We start from the raw sequence: 24,454 nt of genomic DNA, 5'->3' as shown, positions 1-24,454 counted from the left end.
ACAGACACCGTTGCTGCACAGCGGGTGTCTTGTCGGAACGGCCGCTCTGGTGCGTGGTCAGCGGCGCCAACACTGTGACACGGAATCCAGGTGTCAGCACGAGGATTGCAACAGGTCAGCATTCGCTGTATGGTCAGCATGTGCTGACCATTGCATCTCGGATTGAAGTCATGAATCGGCTGGGACGTGCGATGGCCGATCCCACCCGGTCACGCATCCTGCTGTCGCTGATGCGCAAGCCGGGATATCCGGCTCGCCTGGCGCACGACTTGGGGCTCACCCGAACAAACGTCTCGAACCATCTCACCTGTCTGCGTGGCTGCGGCATCGTGGTGGCCGAACCAGAGGGTCGGCGCACCCGCTACAAGATAGCCGACCCCCATCTCTCAGCGGCGCTCGACGCCCTGATCGACGTCACTCTTGCAGTCGATGAGGGTGTGCCCTGCATCGACGAATGCAGGCGAGCGCTGTGATGACACTTCTGACTCGCGAACGTTCGGCTGTTCTGCGCAGGCGCATCAGAGGCATCGTGGCCATAACCATCGTCTGGAATGTCATCGAAGCGATGATCTCGTTGCTCGCCGGTCATGCGGCATCGTCGGCTGCACTGATCGGTTTCGGCCTCGACTCGGTCGTAGAGGTGCTCTCGGCAGCCGCGATCGCCTGGCAGTTCGCTTCGCCGACTCCTGAACGTCGGGAACGTACCGCTCTACGTGTCATTGCGTTCTCGTTCTTCGGGCTTGCGCTCTACGTCACGGCAGATGCGCTGCTCACGCTGTTCGGCGTGCAGCAGCCGGAGCACTCGCCGGTTGGCATCGTCATCGCAGGGCTCAGCCTCGTTGTGATGCCCGTGCTGAGCTGGTTCGAACGGCGCACAGGCCGGGAACTCGGGTCTGCTTCGGCCGTTGCCGACTCGAAGCAGACTCTCATCTGCACGTACCTCTCTGCAGCAGTGCTGGTCGGCCTGTTGCTGAACAGCCTGCTGGGCTGGGGATGGGCTGATTCGGTCGCTGCGCTGGCCATCGCCGTGTTTGCCGTTCGCGAGGGCATCGAGGCATGGCGGGGTGACGCCTGCTGCGCCTCATCGGCGGCGACTGCGATCGCTGCAGACGAAACGGAGGACGAACGTCACGACGACTGCTGCGCGCCGCACGGTGCACCGCACTGAGTGGCGATCGATTGAACGGGCGAACGACGAAGCGGCCCTGACGGCTGCACTCGCACCCGACACCTGCGTGACTCGCGCATCAGCACCGGGTCAGGACGCCTGCGCTGTCGAGCCGCAACTCGACGTCGAGGTGCAGGCGTTCGAGAAACGCCCGATCGTGGCTCACCACGATCACCGCACCGCGATATGCGTCGAGTGCTTCGACCAGTCGGTCGACACTCGCCATATCCAGACTGTTCGTCGGTTCGTCGAGCACCAGCGCCTGCACAGCCGGAGTCGCCAGCAGTACCTGGGCCAATGCCACACGGAAACGCTCGCCGCCGGAGAGCGAGGCGACCGGAGCATCCGCCATACGGCCACGCAGCAGCAGCCGAGCAAGCTGATTGCGCAGTTCGCGGTCGCCCAAGCCCGGAGCGAAGCGTGCCACGTTCTGCACCACGCTCTCGTCGTCGTGCAGCGAGGCGAGCTGCTGCGAGAGGTATCCGACGTGCTCGACGAAGAGCTTGCCGTGCGCCGTCTTCGCCCGAGCACTGCCAGGCCTTGCTGCGGCAACGTCGATCTGATCGCAGAGCATCGCACGCAGCAGCGTCGACTTGCCGACGCCATTCGGGCCGGTGAGGGCGACGCGCTCCGGGCCCTGCACCACGAACTCACGCCCGTCGGCGCCGGTCAGGCACGCGATGCGGCGGCCCACCGGCACGTCGGGGTCGGGCAGTTCGATCACGACGTGCTCGTTGTCGCGCACCCGTGACTCGGCATCGTCGACGGCGCGCTGTGCGGCATCCACCCGGTCGTCGAGCGTGCCGCGGCGGGCAGCCTGCGACTTCTCGGCCGAATTGCGCCGGTCGTTGATCACGGCTTTGACGAACTTCCGATTCACGGCGTCTTTGCGCCCCTGCCGCGCGGAGTGCGCAATGCGCTGCTCGGCCTGCGTGCGCTGCCGGCGTTCGGCCTTCAGTCCCTGCTCGGCCGACCGCAGCGCCTGTTCGGCGGCCTGCTGCTCGTTGGTGACCTGAGCCTCGTACGCGCTGAACGCCCCGCCGTACAGAGTGATGCGCCCATCGCGCAGCTCGGCGATCGCATCGACATGCTCGAGCAGCTGGCGGTCGTGACTGACCACGATGAGGGCGCCGCGCCATCCGTCGATCAGACGATAGACCTGCTGGCGCGCGTCGGTGTCGAGATTGTTGGTGGGCTCGTCGAGCAGCGCGATGTCAGCTCGGGAGCGCTGCACCGCGAGCTGCACGCCGACGATCGCAGCGAGCATCGCCTCGCCGCCCGACAGCGTGTCGACAGTGCGGTCCAGGCCCAGATCGACGCCGACCGCGGCGAGGGCGGCGCTCGCCCGCGCCTCGATATCCCAGTCGTCGCCGATGCGTTCGAAGAGCTCGGGGTCGACGCCGCCGCGCTCCACGGCAGCGATCGCGTCGAGCACCGCGCACACACCGAGCAGCTCGGCGACCGTCTGGTCGGGATCGAATCGTTGGGGCAGACACGCGACGACGCCCGAGCGCGTGATTCGGCCATCCGTCGGCTGCAGGCGACCGGCGAGCAGCGCGAGAGCGGTCGACTTGCCGGCGCCGTTGTCGCCGATGAGGCCGGTGCGGCCGGTCGGGAACGCGGCGGTCACGTGCGTGAGGATGCTGCGGCCGTCGGGCCAGGCGAAGCTCGCGTCGTGCAGCGCGATGGAGGATGCGGGCGTAGAGGTACCAAGGGAGTGGTGGGTCGGCAAAATGGTCTCCAGAGTGTCAGAGGATGCTGACACGAGACCGCGCGACAGTCGGCGCAGGGGTTGGTCAGCGATGGATGCTGGAACCGAATGCCCTCAACGTGATGCCTTTGCACTTCATCTCTTCTCACAGCGGCCGTGTGCCACAGAGATGCTGGGAGCCACGATAGTTGAGCGGTGGCGTGCGGGCAAGGTCGCGCGGGCAGAGTCCGTCTGGTGTCGGCTCTGCCCGCGCATGGCCTCTTCTCAGCGCGCCGACGGGCCGATCAACAGAGTCGCGGCTCGTGGTCGATGACGCGACGTGGTGACCGAGTCACCGCACCGTCCATCCATTCGACGACCCAGTCGTCGTCGGCGCTGAAGTGCAGCATATGCACATTCGCACGCACCGTCGGCATAGCCATGCCGCGGTCGGTCGGTCGCGCCGGGGTGATGAACCTCGTGTCTGACGTGGTCAGCAGCCGGTCCATCTGCGGCCAGTTCCAACCGGGAAAGTGCTCGGTGACGTAGCGCTCAGTCATGCCTCGACTGAGCGGAACAGGATGGTCGAAGCGAATGAGCGCTCCCAGAGCACTCCGGTCAAGGCGGAAGGCCATGGCATGTGCGGCCTCCCGGTCGGCCTCTGTGGCGGCGTCATCAAGCTGTGGCTCACCTGACGCGTCGGTGACGGCGTGCTGGGTCCGAAACTGAACTCCGGTCTCGCCATCGTCGGCGAGCGCAAGCCCCGCTGCGAGGCGCAACGTCTCAAGCTGTGCGACGATGCGGTCGTTCTGCCTGTCGATGAAGGCCTGCGCAGACTGGCTGCTGAGCGATTCGGCGGATGCCGGACTCGCCTCGTCTGGCCCGGTGCTTCCGCCAGCGCGGGTGAGATCGGTCGACCCGACCACTTTGTTTCTATTCATCGCCGTCACCCGCAGGAGTTCGGCTCCGGTGAGCTGATCCAGACGTGCAGCGATGATCAGTGGAGCCTGAGACCAGCGCACGCCAAGTCGGATTCGTGCCACACGGGGCGTGGCGTCGTGGTGGCTCTGCTCGCGGTCGCCGGGCAGGTTCGGGGAATCGGTGTCTTTGCACATGGTGTGCCTTCCATCAGAGCTTGCGCGCGACGTCTGTCACATGCCCGTTCTTCTCCTGGGGCACCCGGAAAGATGGATCGGGTTGCCGTGCGGCCAGCCAGGTACTGTCAGCCACAACTCTTGAACGTGGGTCAAGACTACCGGTACCCGACGACTGCCGTGTGTCAGGCGGTTCGATCCAGATTCTGTGAAGCCGCTTTCGGCGCGGTGCGTCTGGAGGTCAGACTCGAAGGCGAGGCAGTTGTTGCAGATCTTGCAACAACTGGCTGAGATGGCAAGACCTACAGCGTCGCTCTCTGCAACCTTGACGTGGATATTTCGGTTGGCTATCGAGTGAAATCTCATGAAGGCGTGCGCTTTCGGCGCTGGGCAACCTTGGTACTGCGGGATTATCTGCTAATCGGTGTGGCGATTGATCGTCAACGCCTCGAACAGCTCGGCAAGGTCATGCAGATTCTCAGCCGCTCGAGCGATGAGCTTGCGTCGGGCATGGGCTGCTGTATCGAGATACGGGCATCGCGATCATTGACAATGGGGCACTTGCCGCGCTCACACTTCTCGTCGCGAACTCTGACCCGCGAGAGAAAGAGCTGCTGGTGCACCTGATCATCAGAGTGATCACCGGTGAAAACTAGTGCGAGCGCATCAGCGGCGGGTTCAGCACACCATCCGTGACGTCGGTGCCCGGCGCCAGTCGATAGAGGGCGGCCGGGCGGCCCACTGCCTGCGCGCGTGATGAACCGGTTGCCTCAAGAAATCCGGGTGTGCCGACCGCCTTGCGATGAAAGTTGCGAGCATCGATCGATGCCCCCCAGACGGCCTCGTACACCTCGCGCAGCTCGGCGATCGTGAACTCGGGCGGGCAGAAGGCCGTCGCCAAGGGGGAGTATTCGATCTTCGCTCTCGCACGTTCGACCCCGTCGGCGAGAATCCGTGCATGGTCGAAAGCCAGCTGAGCGCCGTCATCGCCCAGCACATCCGCCACATCATGCCACGCGACTTCAGCGGCGTCACCGCCCGCACTCGGCACATCGAATGCCGGGGCGAGCGCGAGGTATGCGACCGACAGCACCGGCCCGCGTGGGTCGCGATGCAGCGGGCCGTAGGTGCGCAGCTGCTCGAGGTGTCCGCTTGCATGCCCACTGATATGTCTACTGAGTTGCGCGCTCGCGTGCTGACCTGTCGGTGCGTCAGAGGTGGGAGTCTGCACAATCAGCGCACTCGGCTGTACGCCTGTCTCTTCTTCGAGCTCACGTCGCGCGGCGTCTTCAAGGGATTCGCCGGGGAGCACGAAACCGCCCGGCAGCGCCCAGCACCCTCGAAACGGGTCGAGCATGCGTTCGACCAGCAGCACCTGCAGGCGTTGGCTGCGCACGGTCAGCGCCACGACATCCACGGTGACGGCGATGTCGGCGGCAGTGCGGGGAATCGCTGCCGAATCGGTCTCACTACGGCAGTCAGCTCGTGCCCCAGCGTCAGCCGCGTCGTCAGCATCATGACGAGTTCTGCTCATTGCCCGATGGTGCGGGCTCTCCTTGGCGAACATACCCACAGAATAGCACTTATCGTCATCTTGACATTTACTCGAAGATCTAGTTATCGTCAGACTGACATAAACAACCGCAACGAAGGAGCACACCATGGCAACCATCAAGAGGCTTCCCGGCGTCCGCCGCTTTCTCGGAACCCCGACCGGCTACGTCGTCCACCTGCGCAAGGGCCAGCTGACGCACGAAGGCGTCGGGCAGGCGTTCTGGTTCTCACCCGCGACCTCGGTGCTCAGCGAGGTGCCCTCAGATGACCAAGAGCTGCCGCTCATGTTTCATGCCATCACCGCCGATCACCAGGACGTCACCGTGCAGGCCAACGTGACCTTCGGGTTCGTCGACCCGGTCACGGTGTCGCAGCGCCTCGACTTCGGCATCTTTCCGGCGAAGGCGGATGCCACCTCGACCGGCCTGCAGCAGGTCACCACGATCGTGGGTCAGGTCGCACGCAGCATCGCTGTCGATCACCTCGCCACGATGTCGCTGCAGAATGCCCTGCGCACTGGGATCAGTGAGGTGCGTGCCGCCTTGGTTGGTGGTCTGCAGGCCGACACTCGGCTGCAGAGCACCGGTCTCGCCGTGCTCGGCGTGCACGTGCTGGCGATTCGGCCCGAGGCCGATGTCGAGGTGGCGCTGCAGACGCCGGTGCGCGAGCAGCTGCAGGCCGAAGCCGATCGCGCGACCTACGAACGGCGAGCTCTCGCCGTCGAGCGAGAGCGTGCGATCTCAGAGAACGAGCTGGCGAGCAGCATCGAGCTGGCCACCCGACGCGAACAGCTGGTGGTGCAGGAAGGCGCCAACGCTCGTCGGCAGGCGGAAGAGGCTGCGACGGCTGCACTCGTCGAGACTCGAGCGGCGTCTGAACGACGCGAGATCGACGCGGCATCCCGGGCGCAGGAGGTGAGCGTCGTCGGTGCGGCCGAGGCCGAGCGCGAGACGGCGAAGCTCGCCGCCTACCGCGACGTCGATCGGCAGACCCTGATGGCGCTGGCGCTGCGAGAACTGGTCGGCTCTGGTGCGCTGCCGAAGATCGACAATCTGACGATCACGCCTGATCTGCTCACCAACGTGCTGAGCGCCTTCACCGGAAGGCGGTGAATGCCATGCGCAGCAGAGCGGTCGTCGTCTACCGGCGCACCGAGCTCGATGAACTGCTCGATCGCCACGGCACCCGGGGACAGGCCGAGTTCTTTCTGCGCACACGTGGCCGCACGCTCGACGAGGTGCAGCGCCGCCACGACCCGGCTGCGGCGGCGCGCGCTGCAGTCGCGGGCGGGCTGCCCGAAGGGTGGGCGCTTGCCGAGGTCGAGCGTGAGGATCTCAGCCGCTTTCTGGTGGCACCTGAGGATGTCATGGTCGTCGTCGGTCAGGATGGTCTCGTTGCGAATGTGGCCAAGTATCTCGACGGGCAGCTGGTGATCGGGGTCGATCCGGAGCCTGGCGTCAACACCGGGGTGTTGGTGCGGCACTCGGCTGACGAGGCGCTGAGGCTGCTGCGGGCACCGGAATCGGCCGCGGTGTCCGGGCTCACCACCGTCGAGGCGAGGCTCGACGACGGCCAGAGTCTCTGCGCTCTGAACGAGGTGTTCGTCGGGCACCCGTCACACCAGTCGGCCAGATACCTGCTGCAGGTGGGGGAGTACCGCGAGCGGCAGTCGTCTTCTGGGGTCATCGTCGGCACCGGCACCGGGGCGACCGGGTGGTGCGCGTCCATTGCGCACGACCGCGGAGGCAGACGCCTGCCTGCGCCGAACGACGCGAGTCTCGCTTGGTTCGTGCGTGAGGCCTGGCCGTCGCCGGCGACCGGAGCGAACCTCATCGAGGGGATGCTGGGTGGATCGGCCAGCCCGGGTGCCGTCGATGGAGGCGCCGCCGAGTTGGTCGTCACCGTCGAATCGGATCGGCTCGTCGTCTTCGGCGACGGCATCGAGAGCGATCGGCTCACCGCGAGTTGGGGGCAGGAGATTCGCGTCGGTGTCGGTGGGCGCAGGCTGCGACTCGCCGTGTGAGGCGGATCAGGTGCGCAGAGCGGCGGCGAGCAGAGATGCGGCATCTCTGATCTGCTCGACCTGCTCGGGAGCCAGACGCAGCCGTTCGAGCATTCGCCTGGGCACAAGCTTCGCCTGCGCACGCAGAGCCCGGCCCTCAGGCGTCAGCAGAAGTCGCCGGCGCCGGTCGTCATGCGGGTCTGGCTCTCGCGTGACCAATCCCTGCGCTTCGAGACGACGAACTAGGCCGGTGAGTGTCGCAGTCTCCATGCTGAGTATGACCGAGAGCTCTGTCGCAGTGAGCGGGCTCTCGGATGCCCCCTCGTCGTGGTCATGCTGCCAGAGCGCCAGCATGACGAGGTACTGCGGATGGGTGAGACCCATTGGTGAGAGGACGTGCCGGTACTCCTGAACCAGCAGCCGGGCGGCGACGGTGACGGGGAAGCAGAGCTGTGCTTCCAGACGAAGGAGTTCGTCGTCAGAGAGTGCGTCGTCGTGCGCGGTGGGAGTATTCGGCGTATTCACAATGACGGAGTCTCGTCGCGCGGCTGTGCCTGCCCAGGCTGAGCTGCGGAGGTTCTGCGTCTGACCTCTTCGAGGGCACGCACATCGTCGGGTGAGAGGGGAGAGACCGCCGGCGGGCCGATGAATCTCAGCAGGAATCGTGTCCACTTGCTGTCATTGGGGCGGCCCTGAGCGAGAGTGCGCTTGCGAGGCTCGGCAGGAATGTCATCTGGCATGGTTATTAGTGTACTGATAGTCAGTACACATGCGACTTTGTTTGCGAGAGGTCTTCGCTCAAGGAGTGTGCCCAGAGAGAAGAAGGGTATTCAATGGTCGCGCGACACGCGCGAACTTGCATACAACATGTATCTCACAGAAATACCTCCGTGCCCGCCTATGGTCTGGCCACAAGGCATATAGAGTGCCCGGACAGCCGCCGCCCCTGCTTGACAGCCCATGCTCAGGGCCGGAAGATTGCTAGTGGCCGTACCACGATGCACGGCAACACTCCCCTGCAATGACGCGTCGAAAGCGTCATGCGGGAGCAACTATCGACAGAAAGAATTGAGATGACTCCCTCTCAAGAGACAACGGGCGCAGAACACCAGGCGATCGGTGCCTTTAAGAGCATCGTTGGTGCCGAGAACGTGCTGACGTCAGAACGCGCCACCATGCCGTTCAGCAAGGGCTACCGCTTCGGCGGCGGCCCCATCTTCGCCGTGCTGCGACCGACCACGCTGGTTCAGATGTGGAAGGCGCTGCAGGTCTGCGTCGACAACAACTTCATCGTCATCCCGCAGGCGTCGAACACCGGTCTGACGGGCGGATCGGGCCCGGGCTTCCAGCCCTACGACCGGCCGATCGTCGTCATCTCGACTCACCGCATCAACGACGTGTACCTCATCAACGACGCTCGCGAGGCCATCTCGCTCGCCGGCACCCCGCTGACGCACCTGACCGAAGAGCTCGCCAAGCACAACCGTGAGCCGCACTCGGTGATCGGTTCGACATCCATCGGCGCCTCGGTCATCGGCGGCATCTCGAACAACTCGGGCGGCAGCCAGATTCGCAAGGGCCCGGCCTTCACCCGTGAGGCGATCTTCGCCAGGGTGAACGAGCAGGGCAAGGTCGAGCTGGTCAACCACCTCGGCATCTCGCTCGGCGACGACCCCGAGGTCGCCCTCGACCGTCTGCAGCGCGGCGACTGGTCGCCCGCAGACGTCACTCCGGCACCGGCTGACACCAGCGAGACTGAGTACGCCGAGCACCTGCGCAAGATCGAGCCGACTCCGGCCCGCTACAACGCGAACCCCGAGTACCTCTTCGAGGCGTCGGGCTCAGCCGGCAAGCTCATGGTCTTCGCCGTGCGCACACGTACCTTCCCGCTCGAAGTGAACCCCACCATGTTCTACATCGGCACCAACAGCACGCACGAGCTCGAAGAGATTCGCCGTATGTTCCTCGAGGCCGACATGCCGCTGCCCATCTCGGGTGAGTACATGGGCCGCAGCGCCTTCGATCTGGCCGAGAAATACGGCAAAGACACCTATGTGTTCCTGAAGTTCATGAGCGCCGGCCTGCAGACCCGCATGTTCTCGTTCAAGACTTGGGCAAACGGTGTCTTCGGCAAGATCCCGGGCATCGGCCCGACCTTCGCTGACACCGTGTCACAGGTCGCGTTCGACCTGCTGCCGAACCAACTGCCGAAGCGACTGATGGAGTACCGCAACCGCTTCGAGCACCACCTGCTGCTCACCGTGAGCGCCGACCAGAAGGTCGAGAGCGAGAAGATGCTCAAAGCGTTCTTCGCCGAGCCCGAGCACAAGGGTGACTTCTTCGTCTGCACCGCCGACGAAGAGAAGAGTGCTTCGCTGAACCGCTTCGGTGCGGCCAGCGCTGCGACTCGCTACGCCAACATGAAGCGCAAGCACATCGCAGGCCTGATTCCGATCGACGTGGCTCTGCGCCGCGACGACTGGGACTGGCTCGAGGTGCTGCCCAAGGAGATCGCCGATCAGCTTGAGGTGACTGCATACTACGGTCACTTCTTCTGCCACGTGATGCACCAGGACTACGTCGCCAAGAAGGGCGTCGACCCCGAGAAGCTGCACGACCAGATTCAGGAGCTGCTCGAGGCTCGCGGCGCGAAGCTGCCGGCCGAGCACAACTACGGGCGTCTGTACCACATGCCCGAGTCGATGGTGGAGCACTTCAAAGAGCTCGACCCGACGAACACCTTCAACGCAGGCATCGGCGGCACGTCGCCCAAGAAGAACTGGAAGTAATGTAGCGCGCTCAGCGGTGCGCTGCTGAGCGGTAGCGCGTTGTCTGACTCAAGAACCCGCTCGTGTGACTTCGGTCGCGCGGGCGGGTTCTCTGCGTTTTTGGTGGATGCTGGCGCACGCAGCGAGGACATGCATGCGGTGTGCCGGGCTTCCTTGCGCTCGGTGGTACTCAGAGCGTGTGAAGCGTCATAACTTGACTGCCATACACAGTCGCCCGATATTGCGCTCATATCGGTTACGCAGGTACTGAGGCGGGTTGTTGCTCAGGTTTGAACTCATATCGGCAGGCTTCACTGTGATGGCGATGCGATTCTCAGACGCGAGAATGCGATCAATGAATTCGTGGTAGGTCTCGTCTTCGCGGCGAGAATCAATTGCGAGGCTCTCGACCAGGTGGGGAAACTCCGACTCGAGGCGTTCATGAAACTCTGAGTGGTCTTCGATCAAACCATGCAACCATGCGGCCTGTTCCACATGGGGATCGCCGCAGAGCTCACGCACAATGGTCGCTGTTAGAGCGAGATGAACCATGTACTGATAGTTCCTCAGCGATCGGTGCTGTGGGCCTCGCCTGCAAGGCGAATGGCCTGTTGAATGCGCTTGTTGTCGACATCGCCGATTATTTAGTCCCCTTGTAGACGTATCTTGCAGTGTTTAGATCCATTTGCAGCCTAAGACAGGCCACTGACCTGAGATGTACAGAGGCGTCGACCGACGCTACTCGTTGCCGCTACCTTCATTCTCCCGCTGTTCGAGAAGGGGCTCTGGAATCTGGCAGATAGCAAGCGGTGTTGTGGAAGACGATCGCGATATATCACGAACATCGAGGCAGCGATGTGGTCGATTCTGGTCAGCCGTGCATCGGCCAAAGGTCGTACGCCGACTGCCCCTACGGGTGCATGATGGCGTGAGCAGCTTAACCTGTCAGGGAGAAAACGTCGGAGTGCAGACCCCGCGAGAGCTCAAGGTCTTCGCGGTAATTCGTGAAGCGGTAGTGTCTGTAGATGCCCCAAAACGAACTCTGCCGGCAATGACGCAATGATTCGATTGTCGCGGGTGGCGCTTGCCGTCGAGGGGGTGGCGCTGACGTTGGTCGAGACTAAGAACTTGACTGCCCTGTCTGCTGCGAAGACACACTTCAGCCTTGAAAGCGAGGCCAGTACAGTGCCATACTCTGAACACAATGCTGATAGGTTCAGGGATCGTCGGCTTTCGAGTTCCACGAGTTGCTCCTCCTGGAGGATAGGTCTCGAGTGGGCTTGAATCCGCACTCGCACCGGGGAAGCGGCAACGACCGCAGCTCGGATCGGCGCCATTGATGGGTAATTGGCATGTGCTTCCTACGGCTGGTCTGCAGTTCCTGAACTCTGGCGCAGCCGACTTCAGGATGATGCCGACGAGATTGTGGCGCTGGCCGATCAGCTCGGGCACATGCGTTCGTGCCCGGTGCTGGCGATGCGTTTCATTGAAGATTCAATGGGACCACTAGCTGCTTGGTAGTGCAGAGAGCCATTGGCGCAAATGCGCAGGTCTCTGCCGTTCAAAGGGTCGGTGACGGCACTGTCCATGTGGCCGCATAAAACTAACCATTCATTAGTTCAACTTGACTTGAGTCTGATCAACCTGATTATGGTTGAGCCGTTGGGATTAATTGTTCACTATCCCAGCTAGACTTGGTCGTGACCGTCTGCCCGTCGTGAGTGAGTTGGGATTACTCGTTTACTACCCCAGTTAGACTTGAATGGGTTACCGGCAAGCTTACACCGCAGTTGGGATTACTCGTTCACTATCCCAGCTAGACTTGTAGACCTGCGCCAGCACACTTCCGTCCCGTTGGGATTACTCGTTCACTATCCAGCTAGACCTGAACCGACCTGGCGGTGCCCGATGAGGCCGTTGGGATTACTCGTTCACTATCCCAGCTAGACTTGTGAGGATGCGCTGCCACCCGTCGGCGGTGTTGGGATTACTCGTTCACGATCCCAGCTAGACTTGCGTACATCATTGCAGCGGGTGAGACTGAGTTGGGATTATTCGTTCACTATCTCAGCTAGACTTGTCGCGTCTGCGATGTCACCCTGGATGTTGTTGGGATTACTCGTTCACTATCCCAGCTAGACTTGGCATCGCCGACATCGAACGGCAGCTGCTGTTGGGATTATTCGTTCACTATCCCAGCTAGACTTGCGACGGGCAGACCACAAGAGAAAGGGCAGTTGGGATTATTCGTTCACTATCCCAGCTAGACTTGTCGGAGCGCTCACGCTGCGCCATAACTAGTTGGGATTACTCGTTCACTATCCCAGCTAGACTTGACATCACCCTCTGCAGCATTGAGCATCGGTTGGGATTACTCGTTCACTATCCCAGCTAGACTTGTGCGCGGGCATCCCGCGTATCATCTGTCGTTGGGATTACTCGTTCACTATCACAGCTAGACTTGATTGCCCGCGCGGCAGGCACGACACGTCGTTGGGATTACTCGTTCACTATCCCAGCTAGACTTGCCTGCCCTGGCTGGGCGCGGTGCGATAAGTTGGGATTACTCGTTCACTATCCCAGCTAGACTTGACGTGTCGTTGGCGTCCGGTGCGGTCGCGTTGGGATTACTCGTTCACTATCCCAGCTAGACTTGGTTGTCTTGCCCGTCGGCGGTCGTCGCTGTTGGGATTACTCGTTCACTATCCCAGCTAGACTTGCCTGAATCTTCGCGTTGCAAACCGGACAGTTGGGATTACTCGTTCACTATCCCAGCTAGACTTGGAGATCCGAGACAAAGACGGGTATTTCCGTTGGGATTACTCGTTCACTATCCCAGCTAGACTTGCAGCCAGGACGCCACCGAGCAGCCACGAGTTGGGATTACTCGTTCACTATCCCAGCTAGACTTGACCGCCGTTAGTTTTGGCTTCGACAGGGGTTGGGATTACTCGTTCACTATCCCAGCTAGACTTGCGGTGTCCGCTGGGCCACCGCACCGGTTGTTGGGATTACTCGTTCACTATCCCAGCTAGACTTGAGTGGTCGACGGTGCGAAGTTTGGACGGGTTGGGATTACTCGTTCACTATCCCAGCTAGACTTGTGACGAATACGAGAGAGAAGAAGACGTAGTTGGGATTACTCGTTCACTATCCCAGCTAGACTTGAGGCGCCGCAGCCGGAGCCGGAGCCACAGTTGGGATTACTCGTTCACTATCCCAGCTAGACTTGTAATCGCCCGGCGGCCCCGCGTCGTTTCGTTGGGATTACTCGTTCACTATCCCAGCTAGACTTGACCTCCATAGCCATAGCGACGAGCCGATGTTGGGATTACTCGTTCACTATCCCAGCTGGACTTGAGAGCTTCGCCGGATCATTCTGCACGCGGTTGGGATTACTCGTTCACTATCCCAGCTAGACTTGACACGCCACTAGCTCCGAACGGGGCTGCGTTGGGATTACTCGTTCACTATCCCAGCTAGACTTGCCAACGGTCGCAGATCGCACACCGTCAAGTTGGGATTACTCGTTCACTATCCCAGCTAGACTTGAGCGGATGCGCGTTGACATCCGCCTGGTGTTGGGATTACTCGTTCACTATCCCAGCTAGACTTGTGCCGCAGCCACGAACGCGCTGCAGCCCGTTGGGATTACTCGTTCACTATCCCAGCTAGACTTGTCCGGCAGACGCGCCACATGCGCGCCAAGTTGGGATTACTCGTTCACTATCCCAGCTAGACTTGGCAGCCCACTCGTCATACCGGCGGACGTGTTGGGATTACTCGTTCACTATCCCAGCTAGACTTGGCAGCCCACTCGTCATACCGGCGGACGTGTTGGGATTACTCGTTCACTATCCCAGCTAGACTTGTGCGCGTTCTTCGCGACAGATCCGGCGGGTTGGGATTACTCGTTCACTATCCCAGCTAGACTTGCCCCCGATCATCTGCACAGCCCCGTCCGGTTGGGATTACTCGTTCACTATCCCAGCTAGACTTGATGTAAAACAGCGTGTCATCTTCATCACGTTGGGATTACTCGTTCACTATCCCAGCTAGACTTGTCAGCGGACACCGACGACGAATCGGGCAGTTGGGATTACTCGTTCACTATCCCAGCTAGACTTGATCGAACGCTCGCCGATCCCTCTCCACGGTTGGGATTACTCGTTCACTATCCCAGCTAGACTTGTCGCCGAGTCGAAGCGCGTGACGCGATGGTTGGGATTACTCGTTCACTATCCCAGCTAGACTTGAGGTGGGTGTCCGCCACGATTGGGCACAGTTGGGATTACTCGTTCACTATCCCAGCTAGACTTGGACAGACCCGCAAGAGCCCGAGCATGCTGTTGGGATTACTCGTTCACTATCCCAGCTAGACTTGCACCAAGGCGCGGTTGAACAACGATCCGGTTGGGATTACTCGTTCACTATCCCAGCTAGACTTGTCGAACCCGCTCTTCTGCATTTCCGCGAGTTGGGATTACTCGTTCACTATCCCAGCTAGACTTGGCAGCGCGCGCTTTCCTCGGCTGCCCGAGTTGGGATTACTCGTTCACTATCCCAGCTAGACTTGAGGTCGTCGAGCAGTCGCTCGTCGTTTTGTTGGGATTACTCGTTCACTATCCCAGCTAGACTTGAGCGGATGAGCATTGACGTCAGCCTTGTGTTGGGATTACTCGTTCACTATCCCAGCTAGACTTGAGGTGGCGCATCGGCACGTACGCCGAAAGTTGGGATTACTCGTTCACTATCCCAGCTAGACTTGACATCACCATCTGCAGCATTGAGAACCGGTTGGGATTACTCGTTCACTATCCCAGCTAGACTTGGTCCTCGACGGTCACCGTCCATTCCTCTGTTGGGATTACTCGTTCACTATCCCAGCTAGACTTGGAAAGTTCTCGATGTTCTTGATGCCGGAGTTGGGATTACTCGTTCACTATCCCAGCTAGACTTGCCTGACCCGTCAACGAACCCGTGGGATAGTTGGGATTACTCGTTCACTATCCCAGCTAGACTTGACCAGCAAGGAGCACCGCCGAGCTGAGTGTTGGGATTACTCGTTCACTATCCCAGCTAGACTTGAGCACTTGCCTGGATCCGCGGTTTTATGCGGATCCAGGCAAGTCCCAAGTATCAAATAGTTCAAGAGCCTCGGGCCTTTTCTCGGGATCCTGACTTGCAGGGCCCCAAAAACGGTACTGGCTGGCCCACTGAGTGTCAGTTAGTTGCAAGACCCGCACCTGCCCTTCTAGCGGAATCTGATGCTTGATTGGGCGTACGATGCTGCGTAGCCCAGAGGCGTTGATGACGTACTTGCAGTACACGCTCAATTGCACCTGATCGAAACCGAAGTCGAGCAGCATCTTGCGATACTGGGTTGCTTCTCGGCGCTGCGACTTCGTTACGACTGGCAGATCGAACATAAGAAGGAGCCACACTGGATCAGCCATCCGCTTAGGCCACTCGCCAAGAAGATACTTGCAGGCGCGTACCCTCTCCTTCAACGTATGCGCCGACCGTCTGTGCGAGTTCCATGATCATGGTTCCGACCGTATGGCCATTAGTCGCGAACGGCATGTCGAGACTTGCGACGAGGCTCGCACGCACACCTAGATCGCCCAGCTCAGTATCAATTGAGAACCCCTGAACGACGTGGTCCACAACAGGACGGAACGGCTCGATCAAGTCATCTGCGAGTGCAAACACATTGCCGCGGTGATGATGCCAGAACCCCAGTGTCGGCCAGAGCCCGGCAGCGACAATGTTACGGATCACGGCGCCCCTCAGGATTGTGTATCCATAGTTCAGTAGTGCATTTCTATCAGTACTCATGGCCGCGTCTCGCACAAAGCCAGGCTCATCGAGAAATACACTCTTCCAATACAGCTTTGCCGCTTGTGCTTCAGTATTTGAAGGATCACCTGATCGAACTTCCTGCTGCAACCGCTGCAGTGAACGGTACGCGGCAGACTCAGGATGAAGATTTGCTCGTTGCCCTGCGATTTTTGCCTTGACCAGTTGCATCCACGCGTTCTTCCGCCTGCCTTCACTCAGCTGGCTCTGCGCAGCGTGTCTTGCTCCAACCCGTGTATTCGAGCTCCAAGGGAGTGCAGCCGAGATCGGTACGCCACGCCAATCGCATGCGAGCAGAATGATCTCAAAATGTGCAGCTCGATCGAGCAAGCTCGCATGAAGCGAACAGCGCGGGCCCGTGAGAATCGTCGAGATATCGGCGAGTGGAACGCTCCGTTCTCCGGCGAAGAGCTTGCCCTGTCTCGCAGCTATTGGGCCTTCGTACTTCTGGAAGTCAAGAACTCGCCACTGTGCCATCACCAAACACCTTTGCTGTTGACTGCAACACATTCCAAGAAACGGGCAGTCCGTCGTGAGCGTCGCGCCAGCGTGGCGAACCACTTGCCGTGCGCCTGATGATCGTTGGGTTCATCTGCAGAACTTTATTGAGCGAAGCTCGCCATCCGCGTTGGATGGCCTTCCTCGTCTCGGCGGACACTTCGCTGGAGTGTGCGGACGAGACCGGAGGGAGGCCTTCCTCAGCTAAGTAGGCTGGTTTCAAGTTCAGGATGACGTTGGTCTCGAACCCGGTGACGATCCACCTCCGCTCTCGGGTTACACCACAAGTAATGCCGCTGACCTCACCGATACTCATCACCTCAGCAGCGTCCGGGAACTCTAGTTCATCTCCTCTCACCAGCCATCCGATTTGGTGTGCAGTGCCATCTTTGATTGATTCACGGAGTTTTGATGGTGCGCAGCGCATGGCCTGTGACCAGGATGGCAGCGGAGCAGTGAACAGATCAACTCCCGATTTCAAGAATCCGATACGAGCAAACTCCCCAGCGAACACGCGAAGCTGCGCGTATATGATCTTCCCCTTCTTATCGCGGAAGGCATAAACACGGACGTGATGCTGAGAACTACCGATCTCAGCTGCACCGTCGCGGAGCGCAAGCTTCGGACTCAACCCCGAGGAAGCCGATTGAAAGAGCTTGATGCTGGCATCGGGCACATCGAGGATGGTGCCGGTATGAGGCCTGTCAGGTAATGCTGCCATGCCATCGATATCGCCTTGAAATCTCTCAGCGGTCTCGTAGAGGTCACGGTCCACAATGCGGAGCACTTCTTGAGAGGTGAACGGCTCACTGACCGGCTTGCTGACGAGCGGTTCGGGGTTCGGGCTGTGTAACGCACCAACGTTGGGGCCGAGACGCAGCGGCCGCATGACGACGATCTCGTCGTCGGCAATGGCTTGCTTGACGAATTCTGCGAGTTGGTGCATCGCCTGCCTCCAGCGGATGAACGCGTCATCGGTGTTACCGACGGTCTTCCACTCCTTGGTTTCTGGCCCGGTGGAGCTGGCGAGGCGTGCGCTGTCACGCTGCTCACTGCGCTGGGCGAGCACACGGGCAGGCTTCACTCCCATGAGCGAAATGACCGCGGCGTCCACCGCGTGATGTCTACGATCAAAGCGCGTCTTGTGCTGGGCCGCTCGGAGGCTCAGTTTGCCTTCGACGCCGCTGGATTTTCGTGCTTCTGCTGTGATGCGTCCCTGGTACACCTGCACCCAGTTGTGCATCGGAAGAGGTGTGACTTCGCCAGTCGACGTGTCGATCGTTGTCAGGATAGATGGATCGGTGCGTCGGATGTCTTTAAGGTGCTGACGCAGGAAACCGTCGATACGTTCCGTGACGACGCGCGCAGAATATGCGGTGGAAGCCATTGCGCGTTCGTCGAGCGGCGCGTCTTCTGTCGTTCTGCGGAGCCGCAGCCGAACACTGTTCTGGAGCTGTCGAAACCTGGCATAAGTCATGCCATTCGGCTTTTGCCAGTCGCGGACTCGTTGCAACGCCTCTGCGACACTGACCCCAGGGCGCCTTTCTTGTTCCTCACGGGTTGCCCAGACGCTGAAAATTTCGTTGGACTTGCGACTGTTGCATGGCTTGCAGACGGCGACAAGATTCTCTCGCCTGTTCGAACCACCACCGGCTCTCGGCACGATGTGATCCATCTCGACCTGGGAAAAATTGAACACCTTGTCCGGCTGCTCAACGTTGAGCGTGATTCCGCAATACAGACACTGTTGGTTCTGCATCTGCACTGCTTCGTAGCGGCGAAGGTCAGATCGGCGAGTGTGCTCGACGTTAGCCACGTGCAGTTCTTGGCGTGCGCGCTCGTTGCGGATGCGGTTCGAGCTGATCTCACGGTTGTACTCCGCCTTCGCCTCAGGGCCGAGGAAAGCACTGCGCACGTGCTCGACGTTCACCTGCTGAGGGAGTCCGTATCTGTCCACAATGGTCTTGAGCCAGCGACCGACATCGGTCAGCACGCGATCGACGACTGGGTGGTCGACATGGTCAAATAGACTCTCCGGAGCGGGCTTCCACCCTGGGTCTTTCTTGAAGACCTCTTTGAGTGCTTCCGTTAGCGAGCCAGTCTCGCTGGTGCGCATGTGATCGTTGAGCCTGCGCAAGGTTTCGATGCCATATGATGCTCGGCTCTTGTCAAATGCATCGATCTGATCAAGGAGTTCGCGTTCACCTTCAGGAAGCTCAGTGAGGTCTTCTGCAATCAGAGAGTCCTCGTCAAATGCGGTCGTCTCTCCGAGATACACGGCAAACTCACTGCGCTGAGCATCGGTCCACAGCTTTTCCCAGAGCACAGATAGACTCGGGAGCTTCTTTCGGTTCCGCGCGAGAACCGCGGCGGTCTTGTCAACCGGAGGAGAGGAAAGATGAGGATCATCAGAGATGGGGAACGTCACCTGCGAGCTCTCGCGATCGATCCACGACGCGAGCTCCTCCCACGTCGGCGACACCTCATCCTCCCACGCCAGAAGCTTGTCAATGATGACATCGCGTTGCGCTTTCGTCAGCCGGGCATCCTTGCCGCGGGTGCGATCTGTGAGATTCGCAATCGTTGACCGGATGCGAAACTCCTGAAACTCGAGCGAGGTGCGTGGGACACGGGGCAATCCGTCGAATGGATCCTTGCCGACGCGTTCCTTCGGAACAGTTGGCTTTTCGGTGTGGAAGACCGCCGCGACGATTCTCTGGCGGTCCTTCTCTGGAACGCCCTGCTGTACGAGGATTGCTTCGAGCTCTCTCAGCTGGTCTTCTTGCAGAATCTTTTCGGCGAAGATTCTGAACTTCTTCGTTTGTGCGAGGGCCTTCTTGCCTGTTCTTGGACGCAACGGCACCTCAGGAGGAGTCAGCGCGCCGATTGCTCCGAGCGATGGCAGGTCTTCGACCGCCACGTTAAGCGTCTCAGAAGCCCGTTCTTGGGTCGCAACGAAAGCCGCAGTGGGGCCTTCAGCAGCAGATGCGCGAAGGCGCTCGAGGCTCCACCAGGGGTTACGCCATCCTCGGTGTCGGGCAATATGCTCAATCGCGATCCGTAGCTTCGCTTGCCGTTGGATGTAATCGGTCTCATCCTTGAGATAGAGGTCGTGCCGTGCCTGCCAAGGGTTGATGTAGGGGCTGAGAGCTGGACGCATATCTATGATGCCCAACTCGTCCAGAAGCTTTTGCAACGCAAGGATACGTTTGCGGCGATGGCGCAGCAGCCTGCGAGTACGTCTTGCCAAGCCTGAGACCGCAAGTCGTGACTGCGGCGTCTTGCCGCTGGATGGGTCTTTGCCACCGTCGATGATTGTGACTGTGGCGTTCAAAATGGCGATCGGATTGCCATCATCATCGACTTGGATGGCAGCCTTGCCGATTCCAGATTCGCCGACGTCGATGCCGATTCGATACTTGATTTGGCTATCAAAGTGAGTAATCATGCAGTTTCCCCCGGTGACCGATGAATGACGGCGTGAAACGCTAGCTGTGAAGCAGAACTTGAAGCTCTGCTCAGAATATACCGTGCGTACGACATCCAAAAGACGAAGTGCCCCCGACAGGAGCCGGGGGCACTGGAGAAATCAAGCTTCCGAGAAGGAAGCCTTATTGGGTTACTCGTTCACAGCGAGTTTAGCGCGTGGACCGTGCGGTGGCGCAACTAATCGCGACGAGCTAGACATTGTCCTGGTCGGGGCGGCAGGGCGCAGGGCCCTGCCGCCCCAGGGAACGAGTCGACCCAACATGAATACAAAGTGTCAACTAGTGGCGTGCTTGTATTTATAAACCATACAAGCATGCTATGGTCAGTTTAGGCTGAGGTATTGAACAAGTCAAAATCTTGAAGGGCGATCGATGGGTGGAGAATGGCGAACAATGGGAATGAGGATGGGGCGTCGAATCAGCGCGTCGTGCGCTCATCCGCTGCGGAGTATCTGACCTTCATTGCGGCGAGTGGAGGAACAGGGGCCGACGAGCGGAGCTTTGAGTTGCGCTATGAAGACGAGAACATCTGGTTGAGTCAGAAGCTCATGGCTGAGGTGTATGGCACGAGCGTGTCCACGATCAACGAGCACCTGAAACGGATCTTCAAAGACGGTGAGCTCGCGGAGAAAGCAGTTATTCGGGATTTCCGAATAACTGCGAGTGACGGCAAACGCTATCGAACCAAGCACTACAACCTCCAGGCGATTGTTGCGGTCGGATTCAAGGTGAACAACGCTCGCGCAGTGCAGTTTCGTAAGTGGGCGGGGCAGGTCGTGAAAGACTTCACGATCCAAGGATGGGTCATGGACGCTGAGCGGCTGAAGAGCGGACACATGTTCACCGATGAGTACTTTGAGCGCCAGCTCGACCTTGTCCGTGAGATTCGCGCGTCCGAGCGTAAGTTCTATCAGAAAGTCACTGATCTCTATGCAACGGCTTTCGACTATGATCCTGACGCTGCAACAACACACGCCTTCTTTGCACTCGTGCAGAACAAATTGCACTGGGCTACGCACCGACATACGGCAGCCGAACTCATCGTCGAGCGTGCGGATGCTGACCGAGAGCGGATGGGGCTGACGACTTGGGCAGCGGCTCCGCACGGAAAGATCGTGCGTTCCGATGTCTCGGTCGCCAAGAACTATCTCGCCAGCGCTGAACTGGACTTCTTGAACCGGCTTGTTTCGATGTACTTGGACTACGCAGAATTACAGGCTTCTCGCAAGATTCCCATGTCAATGGAAGATTGGGCCAGTCGCCTCGATGGATTCTTGGAGTTCAACGAGACCGAAATACTCACAGGCCCTGGTCGTATCTCACATGAGCAGGCCAAACTGCACGCTGAGACCGAGTTTGAGAAGTATCGGATTGTACAAGATCATCAGTACATAAGCGACTTTGATCGGTTTGCTCTGGGGCTGATCGATGAGGGTGACAGCAGGGAGTCCTGATCTATGGGGAATATCGAGCTCATGCAGAAACTGCGGGCCTTCACCGCTGAACGCGACTGGCAGCAGTTTCACACACCAGAGAACTTGGCGAAGAGCATCAGCATCGAGGCTGCTGAGTTGCTCGAGTGTTTCCAATGGTCGACAGATCCGGCAGAGGCTGACCACGATGCCGTGCGCGGCGAGCTTGCCGACGTGCTGACCTACTGCCTCTATCTGGCGGATGCGCTCGGCCTCGACCCAGACACGATCGTCGAAGAGAAGCTGCAGGTGACGGCAGAGAAGTACCCTGTCGAGAAGGCGAAGGGGCGCAGTGCAAAGTATGACCGACTTTGACATCGAGCACATCACGTTCGACATCGACGATGTCCAGACGCACGCCACGCTCAATGACAAACTGACGAACTGGCCGGTCGTATATCTGATTGACGGCGCCAACGCCGAGACCAACCAGACGTCTCAAGTCAGACGGCGGCAACGCGCCCATGGCATCCACCGGCCGCGCATCTATGTCGGTGAGACCGGCAATGCGCTCGCCAGGATGCGGCAGCACCACGAGAACGAGGTCAAGCGTGATCTCGAGCAGGTGCGCGTGATTATCGACGAGACGTTCAACAAATCTGCCTGTCTCGACCTCGAGTCCCAGCTGATTGGATGGTGCCAAGGAGACGGCACCTTCCAGGTGCTTAACCGCAATGCCGGGCTGGTCGATGCTGACTACTTCGACCGGGAAACGTATCGCAAGAGATTCCACGAGATTTTCGAACGGCTGCGCGCCGAGGGCGTCTTTACGCACAGCATCCCCGAGATCGAGAACAGCGAGCTGTTCAAGCTATCGCCGTTCAAGAGCCTGACGACTGATCAGTCTGTCGCGATCGAGCAGATTCTCGAGACGCTGAGCGCCGATCGCGCAGCGCAGCGAGGCAGCACCATTGTGGTCCAGGGAGATCCTGGCACGGGGAAGACCATCGTCGCGATCTATCTGATCAAACTGCTGCGTGACATCGGCAACACGAGCGACGACGACCTGTTCGAGATGAATTCTCTGTTCTCTGACTTCTTCGCCGGCGAGCACCGCGAGGCGCTGCAGCACATGGATATCGGTATCGTGGTTCCGCAGCAGTCGTTGCGGACATCGATGCGGCGAGTGTTCAAGAGCATTCCAAATATGCGCGAGGTCAAAGTCCTCACCCCCTTCGACGTCGGCAGCGGCGATGACTATTACGACCTGCTGCTGGTCGACGAGGCCCATCGTCTGGGCCAGCGCGCGAACCAGTCGTCCGGTACGCAGAACAAGAAGTTCATCGACATCAATACGAAGCTCTTCGGCGAAGATGACCTGCACTACACGCAGCTCGACTGGATACGTGCACGCAGCACGAACCAGATTCTGCTGATCGACGCGGATCAGACCGTTCGGCCGAGCGACCTGCCGACACCGACGTTGCGGTCGGTGCTGGATGCTGCGTGCCGCGGTGATCGGCTGCTGCGGTTGACGTCGCAACTGCGTGTCAAAGGCGGCAGCGACTACATCGAGTATGTCGGCCGTCTTCTGAGTGATGAGCCGCCAGCACCGAAGAGCTTCGGTGACGCATACGATCTGCGTTTCTTCGACGATCTCGGAGAGATGCACGAAGAGATACGCAAACGGGATGCCGAGGTCGGGCTGTCACGTCTGGTCGCCGGTTTCGCATGGCCGTGGAACAGTAAGAATGACAAGTCAGTGCCCGACATCGTTGAGGATGGCGTGGCGCTGCAGTGGAACTGGGCACAGACCGACTGGATCGCATCGCCGCATGCGATTGATCAGGTGGGGTCGATTCACACGGTACAGGGGTACGAGCTGAACTATGCGGGTGTGATCATCGGTCGTGATCTGCAGCTTGACCGGAGTACCGGCAGGCTCATGTTCAGCCGGGACGACTACTACGACAAGAAGGGCAAAGAGAACAACGCACAGCTTGGGATCACCTACAGTGACGAAGAGCTGCTGAAGTTCGTGCGCAACATCTATCGAGTGCTGATGACTCGCGGCATGCTCGGAACGTATGTGTATGTGTGTGATGCGGAGCTCAAGGAGAGGCTCAAATCGTTGGTGCCTTCTCGCCAAGAACGATGAAATGGACGCGCAGCTGCGTGGGGTTGATGCGCAGTCAGAGGCATTGTAGAAGACGTAACAGCTACCCTGACGCCATAGTCTGCGTGTGTGGTCGTGTGTACTTGGTGCAAAGTCATTCGCGGGGCTCAGCGACATGATAATGCGTCATCTCTCGCAGCTGATCAAGACGGACGAAAGATCCTCTAGCCGCTGCGCGTAGGGATGACAAGGCAAGGCTGTATAGGCTTCCCCTATCCTGGTATTCGTGTGGTGTCCTGCAAAGAGAGGCACCCAGCGTAGACCAGCCCAGCCAGGAGGCAGCCATCAGTAAGGTCATCACCGTCGTCGGTGCCGCTATCGTCCATAAGGGTCGCATCCTGTGTGCGCAGCGCGGGCCGGGGCGTGCACTCGAAGGCAAGTGGGAATTTCCCGGCGGCAAGATCGAGGCGGGCGAGACCGGCGCCGAGGCGCTGGTGCGCGAGATTCACGAAGAGCTGCGCTGCAGCATTCAGGTGGGGTCGCGGATAGAGACGACGACGTATGAGTACGACTTCGGCACGATCCAGCTGACCACGTACTACGCCGTGCTCACCGACGGACACCCGACGCTCACCGAACACTCGCACCTCACCTGGTTCGGCCAAGACCAGCTGGCCGACCTCGACTGGGCCCCGGCCGACATCCCCGCCGCAAAGGCGCTGCAGCAGGCCGACCTGCACGAGATCGAGGCGAGGCTGCAGGCGGGCGCCGCAGCATCCGCCGACAACGACGACTGACGCGACTT

19 protein-coding genes, 1 CRISPR repeat array and 1 riboswitch are annotated in these 24,454 nt (G+C 60.0%); of the genes, 10 read left to right on the top strand and 9 right to left on the bottom strand.

From position 1 onward, the window contains the following. Window positions 1-140: 140 nt before the first annotated feature. Both cmtR and F8O09_RS09320 read left to right on the top strand, forming a co-directional pair. Entirely contained in the window at window positions 141-473 is a 333-nt protein-coding gene (cmtR, locus tag F8O09_RS09325; protein WP_158055106.1) for a Cd(II)/Pb(II)-sensing metalloregulatory transcriptional regulator CmtR, read from the top strand. Continuing rightward, window positions 473-1,168 (top strand): cation transporter, encoded by a 696-nt coding sequence (locus F8O09_RS09320; protein ID WP_158055105.1) that lies wholly within the window; start codon window positions 473-475, stop codon window positions 1,166-1,168. Before cmtR ends, F8O09_RS09320 begins: the two co-directional genes overlap by 1 nt. Before the next feature lie 79 nt (window positions 1,169-1,247). Here F8O09_RS09320 and F8O09_RS09315 read toward each other — a convergent pair whose 3' ends face one another. After that, the gene (locus tag F8O09_RS09315; protein WP_158055104.1) at window positions 1,248-2,900 is read right to left on the bottom strand and encodes an ABC-F family ATP-binding cassette domain-containing protein; all 1,653 of its coding nucleotides are present in this window, start codon (window positions 2,898-2,900) and stop codon (window positions 1,248-1,250) included. 263 nt (window positions 2,901-3,163) lie between these two features. Beyond that, on the bottom strand, window positions 3,164-3,973 hold the full coding sequence (locus F8O09_RS09310) for a hypothetical protein (protein ID WP_158055103.1): 810 nt from the start codon (window positions 3,971-3,973) through the stop codon (window positions 3,164-3,166). 11 nt (window positions 3,974-3,984) lie between these two features. Next, window positions 3,985-4,099: riboswitch (SAM riboswitch) on the bottom strand. 183 nt (window positions 4,100-4,282) lie between these two features. Here F8O09_RS09310 and rhuM point away from each other — a divergent pair. Beyond that, on the top strand, window positions 4,283-4,579 hold the full coding sequence (gene rhuM / locus F8O09_RS09305) for a RhuM family protein (protein ID WP_158055102.1): 297 nt from the start codon (window positions 4,283-4,285) through the stop codon (window positions 4,577-4,579). Window positions 4,580-4,604: 25 nt separating this feature from the next. Here the strand turns inward: rhuM and F8O09_RS09300 are convergent, their stop codons facing one another. Beyond that, the gene (locus tag F8O09_RS09300; protein WP_158055101.1) at window positions 4,605-5,486 is read right to left on the bottom strand and encodes an NUDIX hydrolase; all 882 of its coding nucleotides are present in this window, start codon (window positions 5,484-5,486) and stop codon (window positions 4,605-4,607) included. 127 nt (window positions 5,487-5,613) lie between these two features. Here F8O09_RS09300 and F8O09_RS09295 point away from each other — a divergent pair, with 127 nt between their 5' ends. Further along, the gene (locus tag F8O09_RS09295) at window positions 5,614-6,618 is read left to right on the top strand and encodes an SPFH domain-containing protein (protein WP_158055100.1); all 1,005 of its coding nucleotides are present in this window, start codon (window positions 5,614-5,616) and stop codon (window positions 6,616-6,618) included. Window positions 6,619-6,623: 5 nt separating this feature from the next. Further along, the gene (locus tag F8O09_RS09290; protein ID WP_158055099.1) at window positions 6,624-7,529 is read left to right on the top strand and encodes a hypothetical protein; all 906 of its coding nucleotides are present in this window, start codon (window positions 6,624-6,626) and stop codon (window positions 7,527-7,529) included. Between the two features lie 6 nt (window positions 7,530-7,535). On the opposite strand, the gene F8O09_RS09285 is transcribed toward F8O09_RS09290, so the two are convergent. Continuing rightward, a complete protein-coding gene (locus F8O09_RS09285) occupies window positions 7,536-8,033 on the bottom strand; it encodes a MarR family winged helix-turn-helix transcriptional regulator (RefSeq protein ID WP_225732975.1) in 498 nt (165 codons plus the stop codon). Further along, window positions 8,030-8,248 (bottom strand): hypothetical protein, encoded by a 219-nt coding sequence (locus F8O09_RS09280; RefSeq protein WP_158055098.1) that lies wholly within the window; start codon window positions 8,246-8,248, stop codon window positions 8,030-8,032. The genes F8O09_RS09285 and F8O09_RS09280 overlap by 4 nt, the downstream gene beginning before the upstream one ends. A gap of 333 nt (window positions 8,249-8,581) precedes the next feature. Here F8O09_RS09280 and dld point away from each other — a divergent pair, with 333 nt between their 5' ends. Beyond that, entirely contained in the window at window positions 8,582-10,297 is a 1,716-nt protein-coding gene (dld, locus tag F8O09_RS09275) for a D-lactate dehydrogenase (RefSeq protein WP_158031940.1), read from the top strand. 186 nt (window positions 10,298-10,483) lie between these two features. Here dld and F8O09_RS09270 read toward each other — a convergent pair whose 3' ends face one another. The 4 genes from F8O09_RS09270 to cas9 form a co-directional block, all read right to left on the bottom strand. Then, on the bottom strand, window positions 10,484-10,828 hold the full coding sequence (locus F8O09_RS09270) for a hypothetical protein (protein WP_158055097.1): 345 nt from the start codon (window positions 10,826-10,828) through the stop codon (window positions 10,484-10,486). 1,363 nt (window positions 10,829-12,191) lie between these two features. Next, window positions 12,192-15,364: a CRISPR direct-repeat array (repeat unit 36 nt; unit sequence GTTGGGATTACTCGTTCACTATCCCAGCTAGACTTG). 23 nt (window positions 15,365-15,387) lie between these two features. Next, entirely contained in the window at window positions 15,388-15,732 is a 345-nt protein-coding gene (gene cas2, locus F8O09_RS09265) for a CRISPR-associated endonuclease Cas2 (RefSeq protein WP_158055096.1), read from the bottom strand. 4 nt (window positions 15,733-15,736) lie between these two features. Further along, entirely contained in the window at window positions 15,737-16,612 is an 876-nt protein-coding gene (gene cas1 / locus F8O09_RS09260; RefSeq protein ID WP_192497643.1) for a type II CRISPR-associated endonuclease Cas1, read from the bottom strand. Continuing rightward, window positions 16,590-20,081 carry a type II CRISPR RNA-guided endonuclease Cas9 gene (cas9, locus tag F8O09_RS09255; RefSeq protein WP_158055094.1) on the bottom strand — a complete coding sequence of 1,164 codons (3,492 nt, stop codon included), beginning with the start codon at window positions 20,079-20,081 and terminating at the stop codon, window positions 16,590-16,592. The genes cas1 and cas9 overlap by 23 nt, the downstream gene beginning before the upstream one ends. 423 nt (window positions 20,082-20,504) lie before the next feature. On the opposite strand from cas9, the gene F8O09_RS09250 reads away from it, so the two are divergent. From F8O09_RS09250 to F8O09_RS09235, 4 genes are all read left to right on the top strand, one after another. Continuing rightward, window positions 20,505-21,575: a virulence RhuM family protein gene (locus F8O09_RS09250; protein ID WP_158055093.1), complete on the top strand. Its 1,071-nt coding sequence runs from the start codon at window positions 20,505-20,507 to the stop codon at window positions 21,573-21,575. A 21-nt stretch (window positions 21,576-21,596) separates the two neighbouring features. Next, entirely contained in the window at window positions 21,597-21,908 is a 312-nt protein-coding gene (locus F8O09_RS09245) for a nucleotide pyrophosphohydrolase (RefSeq protein WP_412973590.1), read from the top strand. Continuing rightward, on the top strand, window positions 21,895-23,691 hold the full coding sequence (locus F8O09_RS09240; RefSeq protein WP_158055091.1) for a DUF2075 domain-containing protein: 1,797 nt from the start codon (window positions 21,895-21,897) through the stop codon (window positions 23,689-23,691). The genes F8O09_RS09245 and F8O09_RS09240 overlap by 14 nt, the downstream gene beginning before the upstream one ends. 215 nt (window positions 23,692-23,906) lie before the next feature. Then, window positions 23,907-24,446: a (deoxy)nucleoside triphosphate pyrophosphohydrolase gene (locus tag F8O09_RS09235; protein WP_318655757.1), complete on the top strand. Its 540-nt coding sequence runs from the start codon at window positions 23,907-23,909 to the stop codon at window positions 24,444-24,446. Window positions 24,447-24,454: the final 8 nt, after the last annotated feature.

This window comes from Pseudoclavibacter sp. CFCC 11306, from assembly GCF_008831235.1.
Taxonomy (GTDB): domain Bacteria; phylum Actinomycetota; class Actinomycetes; order Actinomycetales; family Microbacteriaceae; genus Pseudoclavibacter_A.
Note: the sequence above shows the minus strand (reverse complement) of the source record. Positions and strands in the feature narration are given on the sequence as shown.